Origin of the sequence: Microbacterium sp. SORGH_AS_0969 (assembly GCF_030818255.1) — a bacterium.
Taxonomy (GTDB): Bacteria; Actinomycetota; Actinomycetes; order Actinomycetales; family Microbacteriaceae; genus Microbacterium.
The window spans coordinates 1,778,661-1,805,276 of sequence record NZ_JAUTAG010000001.1; the positions used below are offsets into that span (position 1 = coordinate 1,778,661).

The window sequence follows — 26,616 nt, forward strand, 5'->3', positions numbered from 1 at the left end:
CCGCCGGACGGTACAGCCGAGGGCGGCCGGAGCGGCGGCGGGGTCGGCAGTCGTCGGCGGGCCGGCCGGAGTGGGGCCGGCCGGAGTGGGGCCGGCCGGTGGGGTGTCTCCGCGGCCGTGGTCGGTGTGCCGTCGTGCGGAGTTCGGGGCCGACACGCGGTTCGGGGTGGCCGGTCAGCGGCGTGTTGCGGGTGGTCTCCGCGTGACGGTACAGGGCGGGAGTCGGGCAGTCACGGCGTGCCTGCCCGGGATGAGTGACCGTGTCAAGGATCTGGCCCTATCCGACCTCGCCGCGGAACCTGGCGCGCGTGACCGACGGCGACCATCCCCGCTTCCCCCTCCTGCTCCCGCCCGACACCCCCGGACTCGACGACGTGCGTGCGACGCTGACCGGGGCGGATGCCGTCGGCGACCTCGGCACCGACCTCGCCGCCACGCTCGCCTGGGTCACGGGCGTCGGCCGGCCGCGCTCGCTCGCCGCGACGTGGGAGCTGCTCGCCTCGGTCGCCGCGCGCGACGTCGCCGCGGCGCGGATGCTGGAGCCGCACCTCGACGCCCTCACGATCCTCGACGAGGCCGCCGCGGCCGGCTTCGCACCCGACGTCGACACGAGCGGGTCCTGGGGCGTCTTCGCCGCGGAGGGCCCCGGTGTGCGGCTGACGGCGACACAGGATGCCGGCACCTGGACGCTGCATGGCACGAAACCCTGGTGTTCCCTCGCCGCCGACCTCGACCACGCGCTGGTGACCGCCTGGATCGACGACGAGCGTCGGCAGCTCTTCGCGCTCGACCTCCGGCATCCCGCCGTCACGGCCCGCTCCGGACCGTGGCACGCCCGCGGGCTCGACCGCGTCGTGAGCGCGCCCATCGACGTCGACCGAGCTCCGGCCGTCCCGGTGGGGGATGCCGGGTGGTATCTGAGCCGTCCGGGATTCGCGCACGGCGGCGTCGGCGTGGCGGCGTGCTGGTGGGGCGGCGCCGTTCCCCTGCTCGACGCGCTCGCTGCGGCCGCGGCGGGGGAGCGCGCCGACCAGCTCGCGCGCGTGCACCTCGGCCGCGCCGACGTCGTCCTGTGGGCGGCGCGGGCCGTCCTCGTCGAAACGGCGACGGTGTTCGACGCCGGGAGCTCGGCATCCGAGGGTCTGCGGGCGAACCGTGCGCGCCAGGTGGTCGCCGACGCGGTCGAGACGACGCTCGCCGAGGCGGCTCACGCGCTCGGACCCGGTCCGCTCGTCGCTGACGCGGCGCACGCCCGGCGCGTGGCCGACCTGCAGGTGTACGTCCGGCAGCACCACGCCGACCGCGCCCTCGCGAGAATCGGCGGCGATGTCGCGGCGGGGAGGGGCGCGTGGTGAGCTTCGACCACCGTGATCCCGGCACGGACGAGGACGTCTGGACGTCGGCCCTCGTCCGCGACCTTCCCGCGCTCGACCTCGACGTCGATCGGGTGATCGTGGTCGCTGCGCACCCCGACGACGAAAGTCTCGGCGCGGCGGGTCTGCTGGCCACGGCGGCGAGCCGCGGCATGCCGATCGACCTCCTCGTCGTGACCGACGGGGAGGGGTCCCACCCCGACTCGCCCACGCACAGCCCCGCGACGCTGGCGTTGCGCCGCCGTCGGGAGGTGCTCGACGCGGCCGACATTCTCGGTCTGGTCGAGCCGCCGATCTTCCTCGGGCTGCCTGACGGGGGTACGGACCAGCATCGCGACACGATCGCCGAGGCGCTTCGCGACGCCCTCGACCGCGCGGGCCCGCACCGGGTGCTCGTGCTGTCTCCGTGGCGAGGCGACGGGCACCGCGATCACCGCATCGTGGGAGAGATCGTCGAGGAGGTCTGCGCCGCGCGGCAGGTGCGCTCGCGGGCGTTCCCGATCTGGCTGTGGCACTGGGGCGGCCCCGACGATGTGCCGTGGGATCGGGTCGAGCGCCTGCCCCTCGACCCGGAGGCTCAGGATGCCAAGACCCGAGCGCTCGCCGCGCACACGAGCCAGATCCTCCCGCTCTCACCGGCTCCCGGCGACGAGGAGATGATCCACGCCCGCATGCGTGCGCACTTCGTCCGAGACAGCGAGGTGTTCTTCGCCCCGGTCCCGGCTCCCGCCGCGGGTTCGGACCCCGGCGAAGAGGAGGCCCTCGACGTCGGGACGGCTCCGACCGTCGGCACGGCACCGGCGGAGCGACCCTCCGTCGGGCAGGACTACTTCGACGACATGTACGCGCGACACGACGACCCGTGGGGCTTCGACTCGCGCTGGTACGAGGAGCGCAAGCGCGCCGCGCTGCTGGCCGCCCTCCCACGCCGCCGCTACCGCTCGGCGTTCGAAGCCGGATGCTCGACCGGTGCGCTGACGGCCGAGCTCGCCGAGCGGTGCGGTCGCGTCCTCGCGGTCGACCTCGCCCCCGCGGCCCTCGACCGCGCTCGCCGGCGGCTCCAAGGCCGCGCGAACGTGGACCTGCACCGCACCACGCTCCCCGCTGACTGGCCCGAGGGCGTCTTCGATCTCGTCGTGCTGTCGGAGGTGGCGTACTACTGGGCCGGTGCCGACCTCGGCCGCGGTCTCGCTGCGAGCGTCGGCTCACTGAGCGACGACGGTCATCTCGTGGCCTGTCACTGGCGGCATCCTGTCGCCGAATACCCGTGGACCGGTGACGACGTGCACGACGCGCTCGCCGCACGGCCTGATCTCGTGCGCCTGGCGCGACACGAAGAGGAGGACTTCGTGCTCGAGGTGTTCGCCCGCCCCGGGGCGCGGTCGGTGGCGGCCGAGGCGGGACTCGTGCCGTGACGGCCGTGGCCGTGGTGATCCCCGCGCACGACGAGGAGGCGCTGATCGGGCGCTGCCTCGCCTCGGTGACCCGCGCGGTGGGGCACGCGCGCGAACGCGAGCCGGATCTCTCGGCGACGATCGTCGTCGTGCTCGACGCATGCAGCGATACGACGGGCCTTCAGACGCGGCGGTGGCCGGTGCAGGCGCTCGAGATCTCGGCGCGCAACGTCGGCACCGCCCGTCGCACGGGTATCGCGCACGCGCTCGCGTCCCTTGACTCTGCCCCGGGCGACACGTGGATCGCGATGACGGATGCCGACACCGTCGTGCCGCGCGACTGGATCACGCACCAGCTCGAGCTGATGGATGCCGGGATCGACCTCGTCCTCGGCACGGTCCGCCCCGACTTCGCCGACCTCAGCGCCCGCCACGCGGCGTACTGGCGAGCCACGCACGAGCGCGGTCGGCCGCCGGGCAACGTGCACGGGGCCAATCTCGGCGTGCGCGCGAGCACGTACGTCGAGGCCGGTGGCATCCGGGATCTCGTCGAGCACGAGGACGTCGCACTCGTGCGCGCGGTGCGGGCTCTCGGCGCGCGCGAACGCGCGAGCGACGTGCACGAGGTCGAGACGTCGGGGCGGTTCACGGGACGCACCCCCGGCGGCTACGCGGCGTTCCTGCGGAGGGTGCACGCGTGGGTCGACGCCGCGCCGCTCGCGGCGCCGGGTGCCTGACCCATCCAGCGGGGGTTCGTCAACCACCTCGGCCGCTCTCGGGGTGCCGCGCAGACTGGCCGTCCCCCGGATAGAGAGGCACCACCATGAAGGCACTGACCTGGCAGGGCACGCGCAACGTGAGCGTCGAGGAGGTCCCCGACCCCGAGATCCTCGAACCGACCGACGCGATCGTGAAGATCACCTCGACCGCCATCTGCGGCTCCGACCTGCACCTGTACGAGCTCTTCGGCCCCTTCATCGACAGAGGTGACGTGCTCGGCCACGAGCCGATGGGCGTCGTCGTCGAGGTCGGCTCGGCCGTGACGAACCTCGCGGTCGGCGACCGGATCGTCGTACCGTTCAACATCTCGTGCGGACACTGCTTCATGTGCCGTCGCGGTCTGCAGTCGCAGTGCGAGACGACCCAGGTGCGCGAGTACGGCAGCGGCGCGGCCCTCTTCGGCTACACCAAGCTCTACGGTCAGGTGCCGGGTGGCCAGGCGGAGTACCTGCGCGTGCCGCTGGCCGACCACAACCACATCCGCGTCGGCGACGACCTGCCCGACGACCGGTACCTCTTCCTCAGCGACATCGTCCCGACCGCCTGGCAGGGCGTGCAGTACGCGAACGTGCCCGAGGGCGGCACGCTCGCGGTGATGGGCCTCGGCCCGGTCGGGCAATTCGCCGCCCGCATCGGCGTCCACCTCGGCTATCGGGTGCTCGCCATCGAGCCCGAGCCCGAGCGGCGTGCGATGGCCGAGCGGCACGGCATCCTGACCTACGACCTGACCGACACGGTCGTCGACGAACTGATCGACCTGACCGAGGGGCGCGGTGCGGACGGGGTCGTGGATGCCGTCGGCATGGAGGCCCACGGCAACGGCGGCGCGAAGCTGGCGCAGAACGCCGTCGGCCTGCTGCCCGACGCCTTCGCGCGGAAACTCATGGACAAGGCCGGGATCGACCGGCTCGCGGCGGTCTACGCCTCGATCGACCTCGTGCGGCGCGGCGGCACGGTGTCGCTCAGCGGCGTGTACGCGGGCGAGGCCGACATCCTGCCGATGAAGACGATGTTCGACAAGCAGCTGAACCTGCGCATGGGTCAGTGCAACGTCAAGCGCTGGATCGACGACCTGCTGCCGCTGGTCGAGGACCCCGCCGACCCTCTCGGAGTGATGGATCTGGTGACCCACCACGCCCCGCTAGAGGATGCCCCCGACCTGTACGAGACGTTCCAGAAGAAGGAGGACGGCTGCATCAAGGTGGTGCTGCGACCCGGTTCCTGAGGCCCCGCTCGGGTACCGTCACGCGGAGTCCGGCCGTGACACTCCGGACCGGGGTCGTCCCTGGCGGCGTGTCGGCCACGGACTCCGCGGGACGGCCCGGGGCGCTCAGCCAGGGACTCCGGATGCCGGGGAAGTTACGCGCTACCCGCGTGCACGGCCTCGAGGGCCTCGGCATCCGCGTCGCTCATGCCCTCGATCGGCTCGCCGTTCCACACGATGTCGTCGCCGAGCGCCGCGAGGATCTCTTTGCGGTCGCCGTGCGAGATCTTCGCGCCGTGGACGATGGTCGCCGGGCTCCAGAGCATCGCCGCGCCGTCCCACCAGCCCGCGCCGACGTCGCGCACGTGCAGCAGATCGTGCAGGGTCTTGGGCAGGTGCGACAGCGGCTCGGTGAACGCGTCGGCGAGCACCGCGAGGGTGATCTGGCGCTCCGTGCCGGGGATCGCGACCACCGGTTCGGTGAGCTCGCCCTGGATGGCCTTCGACACGTCCTCGGCGTCCAGCAGGATGACGCCGTTCGTGGGGCGCGGGTTGCACTCGATGATCTTGTAGTCGGGGGCCGCCTCGGTGCCGTGGTCGACGAAGTCGAAAGAGATCTGGCCCGTGAACCCGGGGTCGAGGGTGTCGACGAGCTGCTGCGTGTAGCGCAGGGTGTCGGTGCTGTCGACGGCGATGAACGCGATCGCGGTCGAGTGCGCCCACTGCTCGGCGGCCTTGTAGGTCGTGTGCACCTGGACCTTGCCGTCGACGACGACGCTGTAGGTGCACACCATCGGCCCGTCGACGAACGGCTGGACGAGCCAGGGCTGCTCGGGCGTGGGCACGCACTCTTCGACGGGGATCTTGCCGGCGAGCGGGCCGGTGTTCGTCAGCAGGCCGACTCCGCCGCGCGAGAAGGCCGCGCGGGCGAAGTACCGGGGGAAACTGTCGATCGCGGTCCGCAGTTCCTCGGGGGAGGTGACGACGACCGTCTCGGGGATGGGGACCCCGGCATCCTGAGCCAGGCGCTGGAAGCTCGCCTTGTCGTGCAGGCGTGCCAGGTCGGCGAAGGTGCCGGAGAAGAGGCGGACGCCGGAGGGGAGGTCGGCCACGCGCGCGGCGAGGTAGAAGACCTCCTCGAACGTCGGGATGATCAGGTCGATGTCGTGCTTCTCGACGTAGTCGCTCACCGCGGCGATGAACGCATCGGTCTCGAAGCGCGGCGACGGGGTCGCCAGGTGTCCGGCGAGGAAGCGCGAGTGGTTGCCCACCGCGCCGTCGTAGGTGTCGCTCGCGAAGACCGTGTGGCCCACGCTCCCGAGCTTGCGGATGAGGTCGAGGGCGAAGGTGTTACGGGAACTGGTGACGAGCACGCGCATGGAGGCACCCTTTGTCGTGGCGGCGGACGTAGGCGTCACTCTATCCACCAGCCGGGGTCCCCGCCGGGAAACGTGTCGGCAACACGGCCGTGAGTAGAGTCGTCGCATGGGTGACCTGTTCGACGGTTACGGCTCCACGCTGGCGCCGCGCAAGACCGCTTCCGGCGTCCCGGCGTTCGATGAGATGTTCGGCCTTCCGGCGAGTCCCGGAGAAGCCGCCCCCTCTCGTGAGGCGTACCGGGAGCTGTACCAGACGCTCGCGAAGATGACGCAGGAAGAGCTGCGCGGCCGCACCGAGTCGCTCGCCAGTTCGTACCTCGCGCAGGGCGTGACGTTCGACTTCGCGGGTGAGGAGCGACCCTTCCCGCTCGACGCGGTCCCCCGCGTCATCGCGTACGACGAGTGGTCGCGCATCGAGGCCGGCGTCAAGCAGCGCGTCAAGGCGCTCGAGGCGTTCCTCGACGACGCCTACGGCAACCAGCACTGCGTGCGCGACGGCATCCTGCCCGCTGGCCTCATCTCGTCGTCGCAGTACTTCTATCGCCAGGCGGCCGGCATCCGCAGTGCCAACGGCGTGCGCATCCAGGTGTCGGGCATCGATCTGATCCGCGATGAGCACGGCGAGATGCGCGTGCTCGAAGACAACGTGCGCGTGCCCTCGGGCGTCTCGTACGTCATCTCGAACCGCCGCGTCATGGCCCAGACGCTGCCCGAGCTGTTCGTCTCGATGCGCGTGCGCCCCGTCGGCGACTACCCCAACAAGCTTCTCGCGGCCCTCCGCGCGTCGGCCCCACCCGGAATCGACGACCCGAACATCGTCGTGCTCACGCCGGGTGTCTACAACTCGGCGTACTTCGAGCACACGTTGCTCGCACGCCTGATGGGCGTCGAGCTGGTCGAGGGCCGCGACCTGCTGTGCATCGGCGGCAAGGTGTTCATGCGCACCACGCGCGGCCCGCAGCGCGTCGACGTGATCTACCGCCGCGTCGACGACGACTTCCTCGACCCGCTGCAGTTCCGCGCCGACTCGATGCTCGGAGCCCCCGGCCTCATGCTGGCGGCGCGCCTGGGAAACGTCACGATCGCGAACGCCGTGGGCAACGGCGTCGCGGACGACAAGCTGCTCTACACCTACGTGCCCGACCTCATCCGGTACTACCTCGCCGAGGAACCGATCCTCAAGAACGTCGACACCTGGCGGCTCGAGGATCCGGGCGCCCTCGAAGAGGTGCTCGACCGTCTTCCTGAGCTCGTCGTGAAGCCCGTCGACGGGTCAGGTGGCAAGGGGCTCGTCGTGGGTCCGGACGCCTCGCCGGCCGAGCTCGACGCGCTTCGCAAGCGCCTCCTCGCCGACCCCCGCGGGTGGATCGCACAGCCGGTCGTCATGCTCTCGACCATTCCGACGCTCGTCGAGGACGGCATGCGTCCGCGGCACGCCGACCTGCGCCCCTTCGCCGTGAACGACGGCGACGACATCTGGGTGCTGCCCGGCGGGCTCACGCGCGTCGCCCTCCCCGAGGGGCAGCTCGTCGTGAACTCGAGCCAGGGCGGCGGGTCGAAGGACACGTGGGTGATCGGCGGCGCCGCCCCCTCGCACGTCGAGTACGGCCAGGGCAACGGTGTTTCGGGCCTCGTCGCCGATCAGGCGGCGGTCACCGAGTCGATCCCGATCATCTACGACGGTCAGCCGGCTCCCGCCACCGCTCCCCGCGACCCGCGCGCGGGCGGGCGAGAGCAGCAGGAACAGCAGCAGCAGGACGCGGTCGTCGAGCACGGTCCGCAGGCCGAGCAGCAGCAGCAACAGGCCGAGCGACGGGTTCCGGACCCTTCGACGGGCTCAGGGTCCTCGGCGGGCTCAGGGTCCTCGGCGGGCTCGGAGACGGGGGAGGCCGACTCATGCTGAGCCGCATCGCAGAAAGCCTGTTCTGGATCGGGCGGTACATCGAGCGCAGCGACGGGACCGCGCGCATCCTCGACGTCCACCTGCAGCTCCTCCTCGAGGACCCCTGGATCGACGAGGACACCGCGTGCCGGTCGCTCCTCAGCGTCATGGGGTCGGCCTGGCCCGAGAACGTCGACACCGTGCGCCGCGACGACGTTCTGGCCCGCCTCGCCGTGGACCGCATGAATCCGTCGAGCATCGCGTACTCGATCACCGCGGCGCGCGAGAACGCCCGCCGCGCGCGGGAGATCGTCTCGACCGAGCTGTGGGAGATCCTCAACACCACGAACTCCCGGATGCCACGGCGTCTGCAGACCGAGAAGGTGCACGAGTTCTTCCAGTGGGTGCGAGAGCGCGCCGCCCTGGCGATCGGCATCGTCGACTCGTCGACGAACCGCGACGAGGCCTGGCAGTTCTTCACGCTCGGGCGCAGCATCGAGCGCACCGACATGACCGCGCGGCTGCTTGCGACGCGGTCGCTCACCGAGGTGTCCGGTCCGTCGTGGACGACGATCCTCCGCTCGTGCGGCGCGTACGAGGCCTACCTGCGTACGTATCGAGGGATGCCGAGCGCCCGCAACGCGGCCGAGTTCCTGCTGCTCGACCGCCTGTTCCCGCGCTCGATCATCTACTCGATCCAGCGCGCCGAAGACTGTATGAGCGCGATCGACCCCCGCGCCGACCGCGTCGGCCACTCGAACACGGTGCTGCGCGCGCTCGGCCAGATCCGCAACGACCTCGAGTACCGCCCGGTCAGTGACGTTCTCACCGACCTGCCCGAGCACATGCAGCGCGTGCAGACGGTGACGCGGGAGGCGTCGGAGGCGATCCGGTCGCGTTTCTTCCCGACGCAGGCCGAGCCCAGCTGGATCGGAGAGATCTCATGACCCTTCGACAGGCTCAGGGACCCCATCGACAGGCTCAGGGACCCCTTCGACAGGCTCAGGGACCCTTGGCGCGACGCCAGGGTGAAGGGAACGTGCGATGAAGCGTCTGCGGATCGAGCACCAGACCGGCTTCGCCTACCCCGGCGACGTGTCGGCGTCGTACAACGAAGCGCGCATGCTGCCGCACTCGACCGACAGTCAGTTCGTGCTGAGCTCGTCGCTCGACATCGAACCCTCGACGTCGGTCAACCAGTACGTCGACTACTTCGGCACGCGTGTCGCGGCCTTCGACGTCCTTTCCCCGCACGCCGCCCTCACGATCACGGCACGGTCGCTCGTCGAGGTGCGGCCTCGCCCGATCGAGCACGCCGACATCACGTGGGAGCAGCTCGCCGTCGAGGCGGCGGGATCGGTGGCCACGGTCGAGCAGCTGACGCAGACGCGCCGCACGGCGCCGCATCCCGAGGTCGTGGAGCTCGCGCGTTCCATCGCCGCCCAGCACGATCGTCCGGGCCCGGCGGCCCACGCCATCGCCGAGGCCATCGGCGACGCGATCGAGTACATGCAGGGTGTGACGGGCGTGCACTCGACCGCCGTGGACGCGTGGGAAGCGCGCAAGGGCGTCTGCCAGGACATCGCCCACATCGCGATCGGGGCCTTGCGCGAAGTCGGCATCCCGGCCCGCTACATCTCGGGCTACCTGCACCCGAAGCCCTCGGCCGAGGTCGGCGAGGCCGTCACAGGCGAGTCGCACGCGTGGGTCGAATGGTTCGCGGGCGACTGGCAGGGCTTCGACCCGACGAACAACATCGAGATCGGTGATCGTCACGTGCTCGTCGGCCGCGGGCGCGACTACAACGACGTCCCGCCGCTGCGCGGTGTCTACGCCGGTCCCGGCAAGAGCCAGCTCAAGGTGAGGGTGACGATCACGCGCGAGACGTGACGGCGCGGCTCAGGCGCGCCTGCACCTCGCGGTGCAGATCCTCGAGGGTGGCGGTCTCGCCGACGTCGTGGCGGCGGGCCCACTCGTCGAGGGTCGTCCTCATCTCGAGGCCGGCGATGCCCAGGGCCGTGCGGACGTCGAGTTCGGCGAGGCCGATCCGCTCGGCGATCTCGGGCACGAAGCGGTCGGCCGAGGTGACCTCTCGGCGGACGGCAGCGCCGAGCAGCGCGGGCTCGTGGGCGATGAGCCGACGCACGCGCAAGAAGCGCTCGCGCGCTCGGGCGTCGGCATCCAGGAGCTCCAGCTCGCGCGCGAACACCTGACGGAGCGCGGTCAGCAGGGCTGCGATGTCGTCGCCGACCTCGGCGACCCCGGCGAGGGCGTCGGCGAAGCGACCGTCGTCGACGAAGACGGCGTCTTCCTTCGTGCCGGCCAGGCGGAAGAACGTGCGCGGGGAGACGCCCGCGCGCGCGGCGATCTCGTCGACCGTGGTGCCGGAAACGCCCTTCTCCTCGAACAGATCGAGGGCGGCAGCGCAGATCTCCACCGCGGTCTCGCGACGGCGGCGGTCGCGCAGGCCCTCGACGGGGGCTGCCGGGGTGCTCATGTCCGATACAGTAGTCGATGTCTTATTGGCAGTAACTGCCAACTTGCCCGTCACTGCTCAGATTGGTCGCTCATGGTCGCCACCGGAACCGTTCCCGCCGCTGCCCCACCCGGAAAGCCTGCCGTCCGCCCGGGCGCCGTCATCGCGCTGCTGGTCGTCGCCGCGTTCGTCGTCATCCTCAATGAGACGGTCATGGGTGTCGCCCTGCCCGAGCTCATGCGCGAGCTCGACATCTCGGCCGCCACGGCGCAGTGGCTGACCACCGCGTTCCTCCTGACGATGGCGGTCGTGATCCCCACGACGGGCTTCCTCATCCAGCGCCTGCCGCTTCGGACCCTGTTCTTCACGGCGATGGGCCTGTTCACCCTGGGCACCGTGATCGCGTCGTTCGCGCCCGGTTTCGGCGTGCTGTTGGTGGGGCGCATCGTGCAGGCGTGCGGCACCGCGATCATGCTGCCGCTGCTGTTCACGACCGTGCTGAACGTCGTGCCGGCCCACCGGCGCGGACGAATGATGGGGCTCATCTCGATCGTCATCTCGGTCGCCCCGGCCATCGGGCCCACCGTGTCGGGCCTGATCCTCTCGGTCTTCCCGTGGCGCGGCATGTTCATGGTGATGGTCCCGATCGCCCTCGTCGCGATCGCGCTCGGCGCCCGGTGGGTGCGCAATCTCACGGAGACGCGACGCGTGACGCTCGACGTGATCTCGGTGGTGCTCTCGGCGCTCGCCTTCGGCGGTCTCATCTTCGGTCTGTCGAGCATCGGCGAAGCGGCCAGCGGGCACGCGATCGTGCCGGTCTGGATCCCGCTGGTCGTGGGCGTGGTCGCCCTCGCGGTCTTCGTCGTCCGTCAGCTGCGGCTCGGCTCGACCGATCGCGTCCTGCTCAACCTCGGAGTCTTCCGGCACTCGTCGTTCACCCTCGCGGTGATCCTCGTCGTCGTGGCGATGACGATGCTCTTCGGCGTCCTGATCCTCCTGCCGATCTATCTGCAGAACGTCCTGGGCCTCGGAACCCTGCAGACCGGGCTGCTCCTGCTCCCCGGTGGTCTGCTCATGGGGCTCATGGCGCCGCTCGTCGGCAACCTCTTCGACCGCTTCGGCGCGCGCCCGCTCGTGCTGCCCGGCGCGATCATCGCGAGCCTCGGGCTGTGGGGCTTCGCGACCCTCTCCACCGAGACGGCCGCCGGATTCGTCATCGCCGTGCACTGCGTGCTGAGCCTGGGCCTGGCCTTCATGTTCACTCCGCTCATGACCTCGGCGCTCGGCTCACTGCCGCGCGAGCTCTACCCGCACGGCTCGGCGATCGTCTCGACCGTTCAGCAGCTCGCGGGAGCGGCGGGCACGGCGGTGTTCGTGACGCTGATGACGGTCGGTGCCGCGTCGGCGGTGAGCGGGGGAGCGAGTGTCGTGGATGCCACGGCCACCGGCATCCATTCCGCGTTCTTCCTCGCGGCGTGCCTGTCGATCGCCGTGATCGTGCTCGCGGTGTTCGTGCGGACGCCGAAGCCGGCCGAGGGTGTGGAGGGGGTGCCGGCGCACTGAGGGGTGCGCGCTGCCTGCGCCGTCCCGCGGCGTGAGCGTCCTGCCATCCGTGACTTGCGGCATATGCTCGCTCGGCGGCTCCCGTCGCGTGCGTATGGCGCAAGTCACCGGAGGGGGCGGGGATCATGCGGGGCCACGCGTCGGGTGCCGGTGTGAACGGCGCGCGTCGCCAGGATCGGAGCGCCGAGCGAGAGCAGAGCTCTACCCGCTCGACGCCCGCACGACCAGCTCCGGCTGGAACCGCACCTGCTGTCCTTCCGGATCGACGCCGCCGTCGAGCTGGCGCAGCAGCAGGTCGACGGCGGTCGAGCCCAGGGTCTCGGCGGGCTGGCGGACCGAGGTGAGGGGCACCACGGTCGCGGCGGCGAAGTCGATGTCGTCGTAGCCGACGAGCGCGATGTCGTCGGGCACGCGGATGTCGCCGAGCATCGTCAACGCCTGCAGGACACCCACGGCCAGCAGGTCGTTGGCGGCGAACACCGCGTCCGGTCGGTCGTCGCGTTCGCGCAGTCGCTCGCCGGCGGCGCGCCCGGCGAGGACGGTCATGGCATCCGTCTCGATGACCTCGAGGGACGCGCCGTCGACCTCGACGACCGCGCGACGGGCCCCCGCGAGACGGTCGGCGACCTGCCGGGTGCTGAGCGGGCCGGCCACGAAGGCGATGCGTCGACGCCCCTGCGCGAGAAGGTGCGCGACCGCGAGGTGGCCGCCTTCGACGTCGTCGACCGACACGGTGCAGACGTCGTCTCGGGTGGTCTGCTCGTCGACGAGGACGACCGGGATGCCGGCAGCTGCGAGGTGCTCCACCGCGTCTCCGGGGGCGTCGGCCGGGGTGAGGAGAACCCCCGCGACCCGCTGCTCGCGGAACTGGTCGAGGTAGAGGCGTTCCTGGTCGGTGTCGGCCCCGCTGGATCCGAGGAGGACGACGTACCCGTCGGCGGCGGCGCGAGCTTCGGCACCGCGGGCGACGGCGGCGAAGAACGGGTTGCCGACATCGAGCACGATCAGCGCGATCGCGCGGCTCCGGCCGGCGCGCAGCTGGCGCGCGGCGTCGTTGCGCACGTAGCCGAGGGCGTCGATCGAGGCGCGGACACGCTCGACGACTCCAGGGGACACCGTGTCGCGGGCGTTGAGCACATTCGAGACGGTTCCCACGGAGACGCCGGCGTGCGCGGCGACGTCTTTGATTTTGACCGCCATGATCCGACGACGATATCGCACGCGTCGGAGCATCGTGCTACCGTGTCGTGAAACGATTCATTTCTCGAGGAAGAGAACTCCGTCATGTCCGCACAGACCACGCGCGTCTGCTTCGAACTCCGTATCTGGCCCGACCTGGTCGACGAGTACGTCGCGCGTCACACGCCGGTGCGCGCGGAGATGCTCGAAGAGATCGCCGCCGCCGGGCGCCGCAACTACTCCCTGTTCCTCGGCGAGGGCGGCCGGCTCATCGGCTACTACGAGACCGACGACGATGCCGCAGCGCAGGCGTATCTCGCTGCTTCGCCCATCGCCGCGAAGTGGGAAGACGAGATGTCCGCCTTCTTCATCGGACTCGAGAGTCGGCCCGACCAGGCCGCGACCCCCCTCACCGAGGTGTTCCACCTCGCCGACCAGCTCGCGGAGGCCACGCCCGCGGCATCCGTCCCTTCCGCCGACGCCGAGTCCCCGGCATCCGCCCCGACCGAAAGCACCCGCTCATGACGACGTTGTCTCCCGAGATCCTCTCGGCCCTCGAAGCCCAGGCCATCGAGCTCCCCTCGTGGGCGTTCGGCAACTCCGGAACCCGCTTCCGTGTGTTCCCCACCGCCGGGACCCCGCGCGACCCGTTCGAAAAGATCGCGGATGCCGCCGAGGTCAACCGCCTGACCGCTCTCGCCCCCACGGTTGCCCTGCACATCCCGTGGGACCTCGTCGACGACTACACGGCGCTCCGCCGCCACGCGGAAGACCTCGGTGTGAAGCTCGGCACAGTCAACTCGAACACCTTCCAGGACGAGGACTACAAGTTCGGCGCCCTCACGCACCACGACGAGCGCATCCGCCGCAAGGCCATCGACCACCACCTCGAGTGCATCGACGTGATGGATGCCACGGGCTCGCGCGACCTGAAGATCTGGCTCGCCGAGGGCTCGAACTACCCCGGCCAGAACGACATGCGCGGGCGTCAGGACCGCCTGCAGGACTCGCTGCAGCAGATCTACGAGCGCCTCGGCGACGACCAGCGTCTCGTGCTCGAGTACAAGTTCTTCGAGCCGTCGTTTTACCACACCGACGTTCCCGACTGGGGTACCTCGTACGCGCAGGTCGCCTCTCTCGGCGACAAGGCGATGGTGTGCCTCGACACGGGCCACCACGCGCCCGGCACCAACATCGAGTTCATCGTCATGCAGCTCCTGCGTCTCGGAAAGCTCGGCTCGTTCGACTTCAACTCGCGCTTCTACGCCGACGACGACCTCATTGTGGGCGCGGCTGACCCGTTCCAGCTGTTCCGCATCCTCGTCGAGGTCGTGCGCGGCGGGGGCCTCAACAACCCCGACGTGGCCTTCATGCTCGACCAGTGCCACAACATCGAGGACAAGATCCCCGGGCAGATCCGCTCGGTGCTCAACGTCCAGGAGATGACGGCGCGGGCGCTCCTCCTCGACCGCGACGCTCTGGATGCCGCGCAGCAGGCGAACGACGTGCTCGGCGCCAACGCGGTGCTGATGGACGCCTTCTACACCGACGTACGTCCCGCGCTCGCCGAGTGGCGCGAGTCGCGGGGCCTCCCTGCCGACCCGATGGCTGCGTTCGCGGCATCCGGCTACCTGCCCCGCATCGCCGCCGAGCGCGTCGGCGGCACGCAGGCGGGCTGGGGCGCGTGATGACGACGACGAACACGAAGCGTCCGCTGTCGGCGTGGAAGGCCACCATCGCGGTCGCCATGTCGAACTACATCGAGGCGGGCGCCATCATCGCGCTCGCCACGAGCCTGACCCTCTGGCAGGAGTCGTTCGGCTTCGACGACGGCGTTGTCGGCGTCATCGCTGCCCTGTCGGCCAACGCGTTCGGCTCGGCCATCGGCGCCGCGATCGGCGGTCCGCTGTGCGACCGCCTGGGTCGGAAGTTCATCTACACGTACGACCTCATCGTGTTCATGCTCGGCGCCCTGCTGGTGACGTTCTCGGCGAATGTCGGGATGCTGCTCGCGGGTGTGATCCTCATGGGCATCGCCGTCGGCGCCGGGGTGCCGGCATCCTGGACCTACATCGCCGAAGAAGCTCCCAGTGAGCACCGCGCGGCGCACGTCGGCACGGCCCAGTTGGCCTGGTCGATCGGGCCGGCCGTCGGCTTCCTCCTCGCTGTGGTGGTCGCACCCCTCGGCCTGTGGGGATCGCGACTGATCTTCCTCCACCTCTTCGTCATCGCCGCCGTCACGTGGTGGGTGCGCCGCGGCTTGCCGGAGTCTCGCCGATGGAAGGAGCAGCGCGCGGCCGCGACGAGCGCGGGGGAGCGGATCTCGTTCTTCAGCGGCCTCGCGGGGCTCCTGCGGGAGCGGAAGAACTGGACCGCCCTGCTGTTCCTGCTCGGGGTCTACGGCCTGTGGAACACGGTCGCCGGGCAGGCCGGCATCTTCCAGCCGCGCGTCTACGACGCGTCGGGGCTGCACGATCCCGTGCAGCAGAACCTCCTGCAGGTCCTCGTCTGGACGCTGACGGCCGCCGCCACATACTTCGGCTTCATGCGGTACGGCGACCGGGTGAAGCGTCGCTGGCTCTACTTCGGGGGAGCGGCGCTCGGCGTCGTCGCCTGGGCGGTGCTCATCTACGCTCCGCCGGGAATCGGCTCGTTGCTGTTCTTCGCGGTGGCGTGGGGTGTCTCTGCGGGCCTCGGCGCGCAGGCGTTCTACGGACTGTGGACAGCCGAGCTGTTCGCCACCCGCTACCGGGCCAGTGCGCAGGGCGTGCTGTTCATGCTCGCCCGCGTGATGGTGGGCCTGCTGAGCCTCGTCTTCCCCATCCTGCTCGCCCAGACCGGACTGGCCGTGCTCGGGCTCATCATCCTCGCTCTGCTCGTGGCGGCGATGCTCATCGGCACCGTCTGGGCGCCGAAGACCGAGGGCAAGTCGCTCGATGAGATCGAGCGGGAGCGCTACGGCGCGAACGTGCCCCTGTCCACGCCGGTACCCCCGAACCTCTGATCGCTCTCTCCCAGGAGGACACCTCTCATGGCCAGCTCCACCGCCGCCGACCTCGTCGCGCGCAGCAACCGCCTCGGCTCCGACCCCAAGGTCACCAACTACGCCGGCGGCAATACGTCCGCCAAGGGCACCGACATCGACCCCGTCACCGGCGAGCCGGTGGAGCTGCTGTGGGTGAAGGGATCCGGCGGCGACCTCGGCACCCTGACCGAGAAGGGGCTCGCGGTGCTGCGGCTCGACCGCATGCGCGCGCTCGTCGACGTCTACCCCGGCATCGAGCGCGAAGACGAGATGGTCGCCGCCTTCGACTACTGCCTCCACGGCAAGGGCGGTGCGGCGCCTTCGATCGACACCGCGATGCACGGACTCGTGGATGCCGCGCACGTCGACCACCTGCACCCCGACGCGGGCATCGCGATCGCGACCGCGGCCGACGGCGAGGAGCTGACGGAGAAGATCTTCGGCGACAAGGTCGTGTGGGTGCCGTGGCGTCGTCCCGGGTTCCAGCTGGGGCTTGACATCGCGGCGATCAAGGAGAAGAACCCGCAGGCGATCGGCACGATCCTGGGCGGCCACGGCATCACGGCGTGGGGCGACACCTCCGAGGAAGCCGAGCGCAACAGCCTCTGGATCATCGACACCGCGCAGGCCTACATCGACGAGCACGGCGCGGCCGAGCCGTTCGGCGGGGTGCGCGATGGCTTCGCCGCCCTGCCGGAGGATGCGCGTCGGGCCAAGGCGGCGGCGCTCGCCCCGACGATCCGCGGCCTCGCCTCCACCGACAAGCCCATGGTCGGGCACTTCACCGATTCCGACGTGGTGCTCGACTTCCTGGCATCCGAGAAGGCACCCGCCCTCGCCGCGCTCGGCACGAGCTGCCCCGATCACTTCCTGCGCACCAAGGTCAAGCCGCTGATCCTCGACCTCCCCGCCGACGCCTCGGTGGAGGACGCGATCGCGCGCCTCAAGGAACTGCACGCGGAGTACCGCGCCGACTACCAGGCGTACTACGACGCGCACGCGGATGCCGATAGCCCCGCGATCCGCGGCGCCGACCCGCTCATCGTGCTCGTGCCGGGCGTCGGCATGTTCTCGTACGGCGCGAACAAGCAGACCGCGCGCGTGGCGGGCGAGTTCTACGTCAACGCGATCAACGTCATGCGCGGCGCCGAGGCCCTCTCGACCTACGCGCCGATCTCGGATGCCGAGAAGTTCCGCATCGAATACTGGGCGCTCGAGGAGGCGAAGCTCCAGCGCATGCCGAAGCCCAAGACGCACCAGGGACGCATCGCGTTCGTCACGGGGGCGGCATCCGGAATCGGCAAGGCCATCGCGACCCGCCTCGCCGCGGAGGGGGCGTGCGTCGTCGTCGCCGACCTCGACCTCGCAAAGGCGCAGGCCGCGGCCGCCGAGCTGGGCGGCACCGACGTCGCAATCGGCGTCGCGGCGAACGTCGCGGATGCCGAGGGCGTGCAGGCCGCGATCGACGCGACGCTCCTGGCGTTCGGCGGCATCGACCTCGTCGTCAACAACGCCGGACTCTCGCTGTCGAAGCCGCTGCTCGAGACCACGGAGAAGGACTGGGACCTGCAGCACGACGTCATGGCGAAGGGCTCGTTCCTCGTGTCGAAGGCCGCGGCCAAGGCGCTCATCGAGCAGGGGATGGGCGGAGATGTCATCTACATCTCGTCGAAGAACTCCGTGTTCGCGGGCCCGAACAACATCGCGTACTCGGCGACGAAGGCCGACCAAGCGCACCAGGTGCGTCTGCTCGCGGTCGAGCTCGGCGAGCACGGCGTGCGCGTGAACGGCATCAACCCAGACGGCGTCGTGCGCGGCTCGGGCATCTTCGCCGCCGGGTGGGGCGCCAACCGCGCCGCGACGTACGGCGTCGACGAGAAGGATCTCGGCCAGTTCTACGCCAACCGCACGATCCTCAAGCGCGAGGTCGTGCCCGAGAACGTCGCCGACGCGGTGTACGTGCTCACCGGCCCCGAGCTCTCGCGCACGACCGGCCTGCACATCCCGGTGGACTCGGGCGTCGCCGCGGCGTTCCTGCGATGAGCGGGGCGTCGTCGGGCGCCGCGGCGGCCGACCCCGGCGCCGCCGAACCGGGTGCCGCAGCCGTGCCCGGCGCCGTCCGCGCCGTCGCGGCCGTCGACCTCGGCGCCACGAGCGGTCGCGTGATGATCGGACGCGTCGGCGACGACGTGCTCGAACTCGAGCAGGTCGCCCGTTTCCCGAACGGACCGGTCGAGCGGGCCGACGGCTGGCACTGGGACGTCGAGGCGCTCTGGAATCACGTCCGCGAGGGCCTCGCCGAGGCGCTCCGTCGCGAACCCGGCATCGAGAGCGTCGGCATCGACTCGTGGGCCGTGGACTACGGGCTCCTCTCGCGCGACGGAGGGCTCGTCGCCGAGCCGTTCCACTACCGCGACGAACGCACGGCGCGCGGGGTCGACGCGGTGCACGGCATCGTCCCGTTCGAGGAGTTGTACCGTCGCAACGGTCTGCAGTTCCTGCCGTTCAACACGGTGTACCAGTACGCGGCCGACGCCTTCGTGGCCGAGGCGGAGACGAGCCTGCTCATCCCCGACCTCCTCGCGGAGCGGCTCACCGGGCGGCGCGTCGCCGAACGCACGAACGCCTCGACCACGGGACTCCTCGACGCGCGCACGCGGCAGTGGGATCTCGCGCTCGCCGAGGCGCTCGGCATCCCTCCGCGTGTCCTGCCGCCGCTGGTCGATCCCGGGGAGACCATCGGGCGCGCGCGGGGGCTGAGCGATGTCCCGGTGATCGCGGTCGGCTCGCACGACACGGCGTCGGCGATCGTGGCGGTTCCGCTCTCATCGCCCGACGCGGCTTACATCTCGTGCGGCACCTGGGGTCTCGTGGGGCTCGAGGTCGCGGAGCCGATCGTGACGGATGCCGCCCGCACGGCGAACTTCACGAACGAGGGCGGCGTCGACGGGCGCGTGCGATTCCTCCACAACGTCACCGGGCTCTGGCTGCTGAGCGAGACGGTGCGCGCGTGGTCGGAGCGCGATGGCGCGCCGGTCGACTTGCCCGCGCTGCTGGCCGCCGCCTCGGCGGAGCCGGTGCCCGAACGGCTGTTCGACGCCGACGACGCTTCGCTCGCCGCTCCGGGCGACATGCCGGCGCGCATCGCGGCCCTGCTCGGGATGCCGGAACCCGGCCCCGACGAGCGGGCAGCCTTCGCGCGGGTCATCGTCGAGAGCATCGCCAATGCCTTCGCGCGGACGCTGCGCACGGCGGGCGAGCTCGCGGGGCGCGAGATCGACGTGGTGCACCTCGTCGGTGGTGGCGCGCTCAACGCGCTGCTGTGCCAGGCGACGGCGGATCGCAGCGGACTGCCGGTCCTCGCGGGGCCGGTCGAGGCGACGGCTCTCGGCAACGTCCTCGTCCAGGCGCGTGCCCTCGGCTGCTTCGGGACCGACGCGTCCCTCGAGGATCTGCGCGTCCGCGTGGCATCCGCCTTCCCCGCGGTGAGATTCGATCCCCGCTCCTGAAAACCCGGCCCGCGGGCACCCCGTCAGGCCCTATGCTGTGGTCAGACCACACGAAAGCGAGACACCCATGGTGCAGCGACAGCTCCCCAAAGTCGGCGAGCTCCTCGAGCTCATGCAGTTCAAGAAGCCCGAGCTCGACGCGCGTAAGCGTCGCCTGGACGCGGCGCTGACGATCAACGACCTCCGCACGATCGCGAAGCGGCGCACTCCCAAGGCGGCCTTCGACTACACCGACGGCGCCGCCGAGGGCGAGCTGTCGCTCGATCGCGCACGCCGCGCGTTCGAGGACGTCGAGTTCCACCCCGACATCCTGCGTCCCGCGAACGAGGTCGACACGTCGTGCGAGATCCTCGGCGGCCCCTCGGCCCTGCCTTTCGGCATCGCGCCCACCGGCTTCACGCGGCTGATGCAGACCGAGGGCGAGACGGCGGGCGCCTCCGCGGCGGCGGCTGCCGGCATTCCGTTCACCCTGTCGACGCTCGGGACGACCTCGATCGAGGGCGTGAAGGCCGCGAACCCGGTCGGTCGCAACTGGTTCCAGCTGTACGTGATGAAGCAGCGCGAGATCTCCTACGGCCTCGTCGAGCGTGCGGCCAAGGCCGGTTTCGACACGCTGCAGTTCACGGTCGACACCCCGATCGCCGGCGCCCGTCTGCGCGACAAGCGCAACGGTTTCTCGATCCCGCCGCAGCTGACCGTCGGCACGATCGTCAACGCGATCCCGCGCCCCTGGTGGTGGATCGACTTCCTCACCACGCCCAAGCTCGAGTTCGCCTCGCTCAGTACGACCGGCGGGACCGTCGGTGAACTGCTGAACGCGGCGATGGACCCGACGATCAGCTACGAGGACCTCGATGTCATCCGCGGCATGTGGCCGGGGAAGCTCGTGGTGAAGGGCGTGCAGAACGTCCAGGATGCCGCGCGCCTGGTCGACCTCGGCGTCGACGGCATCGTGCTCTCGAACCACGGCGGGCGTCAGCTCGACCGCGCCCCGATCCCGTTCCGCCTATTGCCGCACGTCGTGCGCGAGGTGGGCAAGGACGCCACCGTCATGGTCGACACCGGCATCATGAACGGCGCCGACATCGTGGCATCCATCGCCCTGGGGGCGAAGTTCACGCTCATCGGCCGCGCGTACCTCTACGGCCTCATGGCCGGCGGGCGTCAGGGCGTCGACCGCACCATCGCGATCCTGCGCAGCGAGATCGAGCGCACGATGACGCTGCTCGGCGTCTCGTCGCTCGCCGAGCTCGAGCCTCGCCACGTCACGCAGCTCACGCGGCTGGTTCCGGTCGCGGGTCAGGGGGTCGAGGCGCACGTCTGACGCTGTCGCACAGAACCCCCGGCGCCCTCTCGGGTGCCGGGGGTTCGTCGTCGGCGTCGTCGGCGCTCAGCGGTTGCGCCGTGCGAGACGCAGGCGCGCGAGGAGGTCGCCGTACACGAGCCGCGGGTCGAGGCCCGTGCACGAGGAGTGCAGGGGCCGAGCAGAATCGACCTGGTACGTCGCGGCCGCGTGCGGCAGGGCGGTGTACGCGAGGGGAGCGCTGTCGCCGAGCGGCCACACGGGGTCGACCGCGACGTGGTCGGGCACTGGCAGGTTCTCGAACGTGGGCGAGAGGCGTCAGCCCGCATCGCCCCGAGCACGTCGTCGCGCCCACGCTCCCTGCGCACGCAGCAGTTGCGGGACCACCACGTAGACGGCGAGCGGCACGACGACGAGGGTGAGCACGAACGTCCGCAGGACCGGATGCCAGCCTCCGGCGATCGGCTCGAGGGCGAGCGACCCCAGGGTCACGAGCGGGAAGATCGCGCACCAGGTCAACGCGGCGCGGACGTGGACGCTGGGCGGGGACGCACCGGTCATCGTCTCGGGCGGCCCAACACGCGGTGTAGGAACGCCACGGCCGGGTCCATCACCGTCGCGCTGTCGTCGAGTCCCGACCAGATGTGCCCGGCGCCGGGAACGAGCTGGAGCTCGACCTCGACGCCCGCGTCGCGCAGGGCGGCGGCGAGGCGCTCGCTGTGCCGGTGCGGGATCGCCCGGTCGTCGAGACCGTGGGCCAGCAGGAACGGCGGTGCCCCCGCGTGCGCGTGATGCAGAGGAGAGGCCGCGCGGGTGGCATCCGGATCGTCCGTCGGCTCGACGCCCAGGAGGCGCGCCTCGCGGCTCGGAGGACCGGCCGGGGTCGGGGCGGGAGGAACGTCGGCGAGGTCGCTCGGCCCGTACCAGTCGACGGCCGCGCGGACGGCGGTGCCGGGGTCGAGCGCGAGCAGGGCGGCGAGCTGCCCGCCGGCCGATTCTCCCCACACCGCGACGGCGTCGGGGTCGAGGTCGTAGGTCGACGCCTCGGCGATCACCCACTGCAACGCCGCGCGCACGTCGTCGAGCGGCGCGGGGAACACCGCCTCGCCCGAGAGGCGGTAGTCGACCGAGGCGACCGCCCAGCCCTCGGCGACGAGGCGTCCGAACGTCTCGTCGGCGGGGAAGAAGCAGAACGTGCGCCGACTGCCGACCATCCACCCGCCGCCGTGGACGAACACCACGACGGGAAAGGGGCCCGGGCCCTCGGGGCGATGCAGGTCGAGGGTCAGTGGGCGGAAGCCGGGGACGGTCGCGAAGACGAGATCGCGGTCGACGCGCGGAGTTTCGGATGCCACGGGCTCAGTCGAACAACTCGTATCCGGCGACGAAGTTGACGTCGTGCCGCGCTCCTTCGGCCGCCATGACGGCGAAGTCGGGGATGTGGAAGTCGGCGGGCTCGGGGATGCCGGCGGTGTCGGTGGGGCGGCCCACGGCGCGGAAGAAGTCACTGAACCCGCCGGACGTCACGCCGAAGACCTTGCCGGTGCGTTCGATGCGGTATGAGTGGATCGTGTTCTTGGGCACGTAGCCGAAGTCGCCGGCCTCGAGGATGCGGGTCTCGCGGTGACCGTTCTGGTCGTCGACCCAGAGTCGGATCGCACCTTCGAGCACGAAGAAGGTCTCGTGGGTGAGGGCGTGGAAGTGCGCGGGCACGGGCTGACCGGGGCGTCCCTCGGTCAGGAACGAATCGAACTCACGCTCGGTCTGAGCCGCCGTCGCCAGCAGGGTGAACAGCTGGTCGAACATCACGAGCTTGTCGCCCTCGGCGGCCCCGAGGAAGTACGGAGCGGGCTGGGTGGGCAGGGCGCTGAGCGACATGGGAAACCTCCGGGGTACGTCGTCGGACCCTCCCACTGTGCGGGCGCGCGCGCCCGTTCACCAGTACGACCTGACGAACGCGCATGAGGCTGTGCCTAACGTCGGTCGGGCGTTAGCGTGAAGACATGGACATCTCGGCGGCCGCGCTCACGTACTTCGTCGCGCTCGCGGACGAGTTGCACTTCGCCCGAACCGCCGAGAAGCTGCACATCAGCCCTCCCTCGCTCAGCCAGCAGATCGCCCGTCTCGAGGCGCAGGTGGGGCAGCGTCTGTTCGTCCGCAGCCCGCGCGCCGTGCACCTGACCCCGGCGGGGCTCGAACTCATTCCGCTCGCGCGCAACGTCGTCGCCGCTCATGCGGGCGTCGAGACGTGGGTGCGTGCCCAAGCGGAACCTTCGGCTCCGCTGAAGGTCGGCATCGTCGCGACGGGCGCCGGCCCGCTGACCAGCGACATCATCGCGGAGACGCTGCAGCGGCATCCGGAGCTGCGTCTGGAACTCCGCAGCCTGGGGTTCGCCGAGGTGGAACGAGCCGTGATCGATGGGAGCGTCGACCTCGCCCTCACACTCGGCCCGGCGCCTGAGAACCCCCGCCTGGTGAGCACGACGTTGGCCACCGAGCCCCGGGTCCTGGTCCTTCGCGACGACCACCCGCTCGCCGCGCGCTCGCACGTGTCGATCGACGAGACGAACGATCTCGGGTTCGTCGTGCCGGTCACCGCCCGCAACGCGGCACGGGCGTGGTGGCTCGTCGACCCCCGGCCCGACGGGTCGACGCCGCGCGTCACCGCCGTCGCCGACGGGGTCGAGGGGCTCATGGAGTTCTGCGTCGCGGGCGTCGGGGTCAACATCGCGACCGCGTCGGCGGCGACCCACTACGGGCGCGCCGGCCTGGCCTACATCGAGATCGACGACATCGCCCCGGCGGAAGTCCTCGCCATCCGCGCCGAGAGCCCGGCCCGGCCCGAGACGGTGCTCCTCGAGCGAGTCGCCGAAGACGTGGCGCGGCGAGGAGCCGCCGGGGGCGTCAGGCCGGATCGTGCGCGAACGCCGCTGCCGCCTGAGCGACCGCTCCCTGCTCCCACCGACACCTGAAACGGTGCACGCCGGTGGCGACCTCGAACGGCTCCGACCCGTCGGGGAGGTGGATCTCGGCGGTCGACGACGCCGGGACCGCGAGCTCGAGCGAGAACGTCCCGTCCTCGAGCGTCCACGAGATCGCCGCACGCCCGTAGGGCGTGTCGTGCGAGGCCCGTACCCACTCCAGCTCGGGGGTCGGGACGGGGGCGACGAGAAGGCGCCGATACCCCGCAGCAGCCGGCGCGAGTCCCGCGACGCGGCGGTGCAGGAAGTCAGCGACGGCCCCGAACGCATAGTGGTTGAACGAGGTCATGTCGCCCGGGTTGATCGATCCGTCGGGGAGCATCGAGTTCCAACGCTCCCAGATCGTGGTCGCGCCCATCGTCACCGCGTACAGCCATGACGGGCACTCCCGCTGCAGCAGAAGCTTCCACGCGGTGGCATCCTGTGCCGTGTCGACGAGGGCGTCGCACACGAGCGGCGTGCCGAGAAAGCCCGACCCGATGCGGAACCCGTCGGCGGCCACCTGCGCGGCGAGCAGCTCGCCGGCGTGGCTGAGCTGGGTGGGGGAGAGCAGATCGAACCGGATGCCGAGGGCGTACGCCGTCTGCGAGGGGAAGGCGGCCCGTCCCGACGGGGTGACGAATTCCGTGCGATACCGCTCGGCAGCGTGATCCGCCAGGGCGCCGTAGCGGAGCTCGGCCTCGGCGTCGCCGCGCAGTCGCGCCGCATCGCGCACGATTCGCGCGGACCGTGCGAGGTATGCGGTCGCCACCGCCTGCCAGGGCAGGCGCGCCGCCCACGGAGCATCGTCGGGGGCAGCGGCATCCAGCCAGTCGCCGAACGAGAAGCCACCGCTCGCGAAGTCGAGTTCCGTGCCCGCGCGCCGCGCGAAAGCATCGACCCAGGCTGTCATCGAGGCCCACTGCGCGTCGACGATGCCCTCGTCGCCGTACCTCTCGTACAGCACCCACGGCACGACGGTCGCCGCGTCGCCCCACCCTGCCTCGGCGCCGAGCGGGGGCAGGTGCGGGTCGACGTCGGCCCACGGGACGTACACGGGCACATTGCCGTCGGGGTGCTGATCGGCCGCGAGGTCGGCGAGCCAGCCGGTGAGCATGCCGGCGGTGTCGTACAGGTACGACGCGGCGGGGGCGAAGACCTGCAGGTCGCCCGTCCACCCCAGGCGCTCGTCGCGCTGCGGACAGTCCGTGGGCACATCGACGAAGTTGCCTCGCATGCCCCACACGACGTTCTCGTGCAGTCGGTCGAGGAGGGGATCGGATGCCGCGAACTCCCCGACCCGACGCAGGTCGGTGTGGATCACGACGGCTTCGAGATCGTCGACCGTGAGCTCGCCCGGCCATCCCTCGACCTCGGCGTAACGGAACCCGTGGAGCGTGAACGACGGCTCCCACTCGCGAGCCGCGCCCGCGCTGATGAACTCGTCGGTGGCTCTCGCTCGGCGCAGCGGTCGCACCCCGAGCTCGCCGTTCTCGAGCACCTCCGCGTGCCGCACCCGTACGGTCGTGCCGGCGGGCGCCGCAGGTACGCGGAGGCGCAGGCGACCGACGAGGTTCTGACCGAAGTCGACGAGCGTCCTGCCGCTCGGAGAGGTCGAGATCTCGACCGGCCGGATCGCGTCCGCGCGCACGACGGGCGGACCGGTCGGGGCGACGAGCGCGGCGGTGTCGAGGTCGACGAGCTCGACGGGCGCCCAGGTCTCCGCCGAGACCGCGGGCGTATCCCACCCGGCGATGTCTCGGCGGGCGTCGAAGGTCTCGCCCATGTAGAGGTCGGCGCGGGTGACCGCTCCCGCGGTCCACCGCCAGGTCTCGTCGGAGCCGGTGACGCGGAGCGTTCCATCGGCGTGCTCGGTCTCGAGCTGAACGAAGGCGGCCGTGCGCGAGCCGTAGACGTCGCGGAGGCCGGCGAACCCGAGGAATCCGCGCCACCAGCCGTCGGCGAGGTGCACGCCGACGACGTTATCGCCGGTGTTCACGAGGTCGGTGACGTCCCACGTGCGGTAGCGCAGGCGCCGGTGGTAGCTCGTCCACCCGGGGTGCAGCACATCGTCTCCGACCGGGCGTCCGTTGATGCTCAGCGTCATGACGCCGTGCGCGGTGGCTCGCAGCCGCGCCCGCACGACGGGGGAGTCGAGGTGGACGTGGCCGCGCAGCAGGAAAGCGGGCTCGCCGTCGTCGCCGGGTTCGTCGACGAGTGGCGCGACGGCGCGGGCAATCCACAGCTCCGAGTCGAGCAGGCCCGTCTCGAGGGCGGTCGGTTCGCTCCACGCGGAGGGGCCCTCGTCGGAACCCCACACGCGCACGCGCACTCGGGCGCGGGCACGGCTCTCGAGCGGTTCCCACGGCCACGCGACGAGCACCGACTCGATCGACTCGACGCGGCCTGACGACACGGCATCCGGATCGTCGTCGCTGAAGAGCTCGAGCTCGTAGGCCTGTTGGGTCCACCCCGCCTCGACGGTGTCGGTCACCCACGAGAGGCGGGGTCGGCTCTCGCCGATACCGAGGGGGTGGCGGTGATGCTCGATCGTCACCGGGCGCACGCGAACGCTCATGTCGCTCCTTC

23 protein-coding genes are annotated in these 26,616 nt (G+C 71.0%); 15 read left to right on the top strand and 8 right to left on the bottom strand.

Going from position 1 to position 26,616, the window contains the following annotated elements; all coding sequences use genetic code 11:
- Positions 1–308 precede the first annotated feature (308 nt).
- From QE388_RS08265 to QE388_RS08280, 4 genes are all read left to right on the top strand, one after another.
- Positions 309–1,355 (top strand): acyl-CoA dehydrogenase, encoded by a 1,047-nt coding sequence (locus QE388_RS08265; RefSeq protein WP_307384691.1) that lies wholly within the window; start codon positions 309–311, stop codon positions 1,353–1,355.
- Positions 1,349–2,788 (top strand): bifunctional PIG-L family deacetylase/class I SAM-dependent methyltransferase, encoded by a 1,440-nt coding sequence (locus tag QE388_RS08270; RefSeq protein WP_307384692.1) that lies wholly within the window; start codon positions 1,349–1,351, stop codon positions 2,786–2,788. Before QE388_RS08265 ends, QE388_RS08270 begins: the two co-directional genes overlap by 7 nt.
- On the top strand, positions 2,785–3,504 hold the full coding sequence (locus QE388_RS08275; RefSeq protein WP_307384694.1) for a glycosyltransferase family 2 protein: 720 nt from the start codon (positions 2,785–2,787) through the stop codon (positions 3,502–3,504). The genes QE388_RS08270 and QE388_RS08275 overlap by 4 nt, the downstream gene beginning before the upstream one ends.
- A gap of 86 nt (positions 3,505–3,590) precedes the next feature.
- Positions 3,591–4,772 carry a zinc-dependent alcohol dehydrogenase gene (locus QE388_RS08280; RefSeq protein ID WP_307384696.1) on the top strand — a complete coding sequence of 394 codons (1,182 nt, stop codon included), beginning with the start codon at positions 3,591–3,593 and terminating at the stop codon, positions 4,770–4,772.
- A gap of 134 nt (positions 4,773–4,906) precedes the next feature.
- Here the strand turns inward: QE388_RS08280 and QE388_RS08285 are convergent, their stop codons facing one another.
- Positions 4,907–6,130: a carbamoyl-phosphate synthase large subunit gene (locus QE388_RS08285; RefSeq protein ID WP_307384698.1), complete on the bottom strand. Its 1,224-nt coding sequence runs from the start codon at positions 6,128–6,130 to the stop codon at positions 4,907–4,909.
- A gap of 106 nt (positions 6,131–6,236) precedes the next feature.
- On the opposite strand from QE388_RS08285, the gene QE388_RS08290 reads away from it, so the two are divergent.
- The 3 genes from QE388_RS08290 (at position 6,237) to QE388_RS08300 (ending at position 9,902) form a co-directional block, all read left to right on the top strand.
- Entirely contained in the window at positions 6,237–8,033 is a 1,797-nt protein-coding gene (locus QE388_RS08290) for a circularly permuted type 2 ATP-grasp protein (RefSeq protein WP_307384699.1), read from the top strand.
- A complete protein-coding gene (locus QE388_RS08295) occupies positions 8,027–8,959 on the top strand; it encodes an alpha-E domain-containing protein (protein WP_058596140.1) in 933 nt (310 codons plus the stop codon). The genes QE388_RS08290 and QE388_RS08295 overlap by 7 nt, the downstream gene beginning before the upstream one ends.
- A gap of 97 nt (positions 8,960–9,056) precedes the next feature.
- On the top strand, positions 9,057–9,902 hold the full coding sequence (locus QE388_RS08300) for a transglutaminase family protein (protein WP_307384700.1): 846 nt from the start codon (positions 9,057–9,059) through the stop codon (positions 9,900–9,902).
- Here the strand turns inward: QE388_RS08300 and QE388_RS08305 are convergent.
- Positions 9,886–10,509, bottom strand: a complete 624-nt coding sequence (locus QE388_RS08305; protein WP_307384702.1) for a TetR/AcrR family transcriptional regulator — start codon at positions 10,507–10,509, stop codon at positions 9,886–9,888. The genes QE388_RS08300 and QE388_RS08305 overlap by 17 nt on opposite strands.
- A gap of 72 nt (positions 10,510–10,581) precedes the next feature.
- On the opposite strand from QE388_RS08305, the gene QE388_RS08310 reads away from it, so the two are divergent.
- Complete coding sequence (locus QE388_RS08310; protein ID WP_307384704.1) at positions 10,582–12,051, top strand: MDR family MFS transporter; 1,470 nt, start codon at positions 10,582–10,584, stop codon at positions 12,049–12,051.
- 201 nt (positions 12,052–12,252) lie between these two features.
- Here the strand turns inward: QE388_RS08310 and QE388_RS08315 are convergent, their stop codons facing one another.
- The gene (locus QE388_RS08315; RefSeq protein ID WP_275801602.1) at positions 12,253–13,251 is read right to left on the bottom strand and encodes a LacI family DNA-binding transcriptional regulator; all 999 of its coding nucleotides are present in this window, start codon (positions 13,249–13,251) and stop codon (positions 12,253–12,255) included.
- 84 nt (positions 13,252–13,335) lie between these two features.
- Between QE388_RS08315 and QE388_RS08320 the strand changes: the two genes are divergently transcribed.
- The 6 genes from QE388_RS08320 to QE388_RS08345 all read left to right on the top strand — a co-directional run bounded on the left by QE388_RS08320 (position 13,336) and on the right by QE388_RS08345 (position 21,088).
- Positions 13,336–13,755: an L-rhamnose mutarotase gene (locus QE388_RS08320; protein ID WP_275801601.1), complete on the top strand. Its 420-nt coding sequence runs from the start codon at positions 13,336–13,338 to the stop codon at positions 13,753–13,755.
- Positions 13,752–14,918, top strand: coding sequence for an L-rhamnose isomerase (rhaI, locus tag QE388_RS08325; RefSeq protein WP_307384708.1), 1,167 nt, complete (start codon positions 13,752–13,754; stop codon positions 14,916–14,918). The genes QE388_RS08320 and rhaI overlap by 4 nt, the downstream gene beginning before the upstream one ends.
- Positions 14,918–16,234, top strand: a complete 1,317-nt coding sequence (locus QE388_RS08330) for an MFS transporter (protein WP_307387088.1) — start codon at positions 14,918–14,920, stop codon at positions 16,232–16,234. Before rhaI ends, QE388_RS08330 begins: the two co-directional genes overlap by 1 nt.
- Positions 16,235–16,261: 27 nt before the next feature.
- Positions 16,262–18,298: a bifunctional aldolase/short-chain dehydrogenase gene (locus QE388_RS08335; RefSeq protein ID WP_307384710.1), complete on the top strand. Its 2,037-nt coding sequence runs from the start codon at positions 16,262–16,264 to the stop codon at positions 18,296–18,298.
- Entirely contained in the window at positions 18,295–19,764 is a 1,470-nt protein-coding gene (locus QE388_RS08340; RefSeq protein WP_307384712.1) for a rhamnulokinase family protein, read from the top strand. Before QE388_RS08335 ends, QE388_RS08340 begins: the two co-directional genes overlap by 4 nt.
- Positions 19,765–19,831: 67 nt before the next feature.
- Positions 19,832–21,088 (top strand): alpha-hydroxy acid oxidase, encoded by a 1,257-nt coding sequence (locus tag QE388_RS08345; protein WP_307384714.1) that lies wholly within the window; start codon positions 19,832–19,834, stop codon positions 21,086–21,088.
- Positions 21,089–21,154: 66 nt separating this feature from the next.
- On the opposite strand, the gene QE388_RS08350 is transcribed toward QE388_RS08345, so the two are convergent.
- From QE388_RS08350 to QE388_RS08365, 4 genes are read right to left on the bottom strand one after another with little or no spacing between them, the layout of a single operon-like run.
- A complete protein-coding gene (locus QE388_RS08350; RefSeq protein WP_307384716.1) occupies positions 21,155–21,355 on the bottom strand; it encodes a hypothetical protein in 201 nt (66 codons plus the stop codon).
- Between the two features lie 30 nt (positions 21,356–21,385).
- Positions 21,386–21,628, bottom strand: coding sequence for a hypothetical protein (locus QE388_RS08355; RefSeq protein ID WP_307384718.1), 243 nt, complete (start codon positions 21,626–21,628; stop codon positions 21,386–21,388).
- Entirely contained in the window at positions 21,625–22,422 is a 798-nt protein-coding gene (locus QE388_RS08360; protein ID WP_307384720.1) for an alpha/beta hydrolase, read from the bottom strand. Before QE388_RS08360 ends, QE388_RS08355 begins: the two co-directional genes overlap by 4 nt.
- A 4-nt stretch (positions 22,423–22,426) precedes the next feature.
- Positions 22,427–22,945, bottom strand: a complete 519-nt coding sequence (locus QE388_RS08365) for a quercetin 2,3-dioxygenase (RefSeq protein ID WP_307384722.1) — start codon at positions 22,943–22,945, stop codon at positions 22,427–22,429.
- A 125-nt stretch (positions 22,946–23,070) separates the two neighbouring features.
- Between QE388_RS08365 and QE388_RS08370 the strand changes: the two genes are divergently transcribed.
- Positions 23,071–24,039 carry a LysR family transcriptional regulator gene (locus QE388_RS08370; RefSeq protein WP_307384724.1) on the top strand — a complete coding sequence of 323 codons (969 nt, stop codon included), beginning with the start codon at positions 23,071–23,073 and terminating at the stop codon, positions 24,037–24,039.
- Here the strand turns inward: QE388_RS08370 and QE388_RS08375 are convergent.
- Positions 23,972–26,605: a glycoside hydrolase family 78 protein gene (locus QE388_RS08375; RefSeq protein ID WP_307384725.1), complete on the bottom strand. Its 2,634-nt coding sequence runs from the start codon at positions 26,603–26,605 to the stop codon at positions 23,972–23,974. The two genes, QE388_RS08370 and QE388_RS08375, sit on opposite strands and share 68 nt — an antisense overlap.
- Positions 26,606–26,616: the final 11 nt, after the last annotated feature.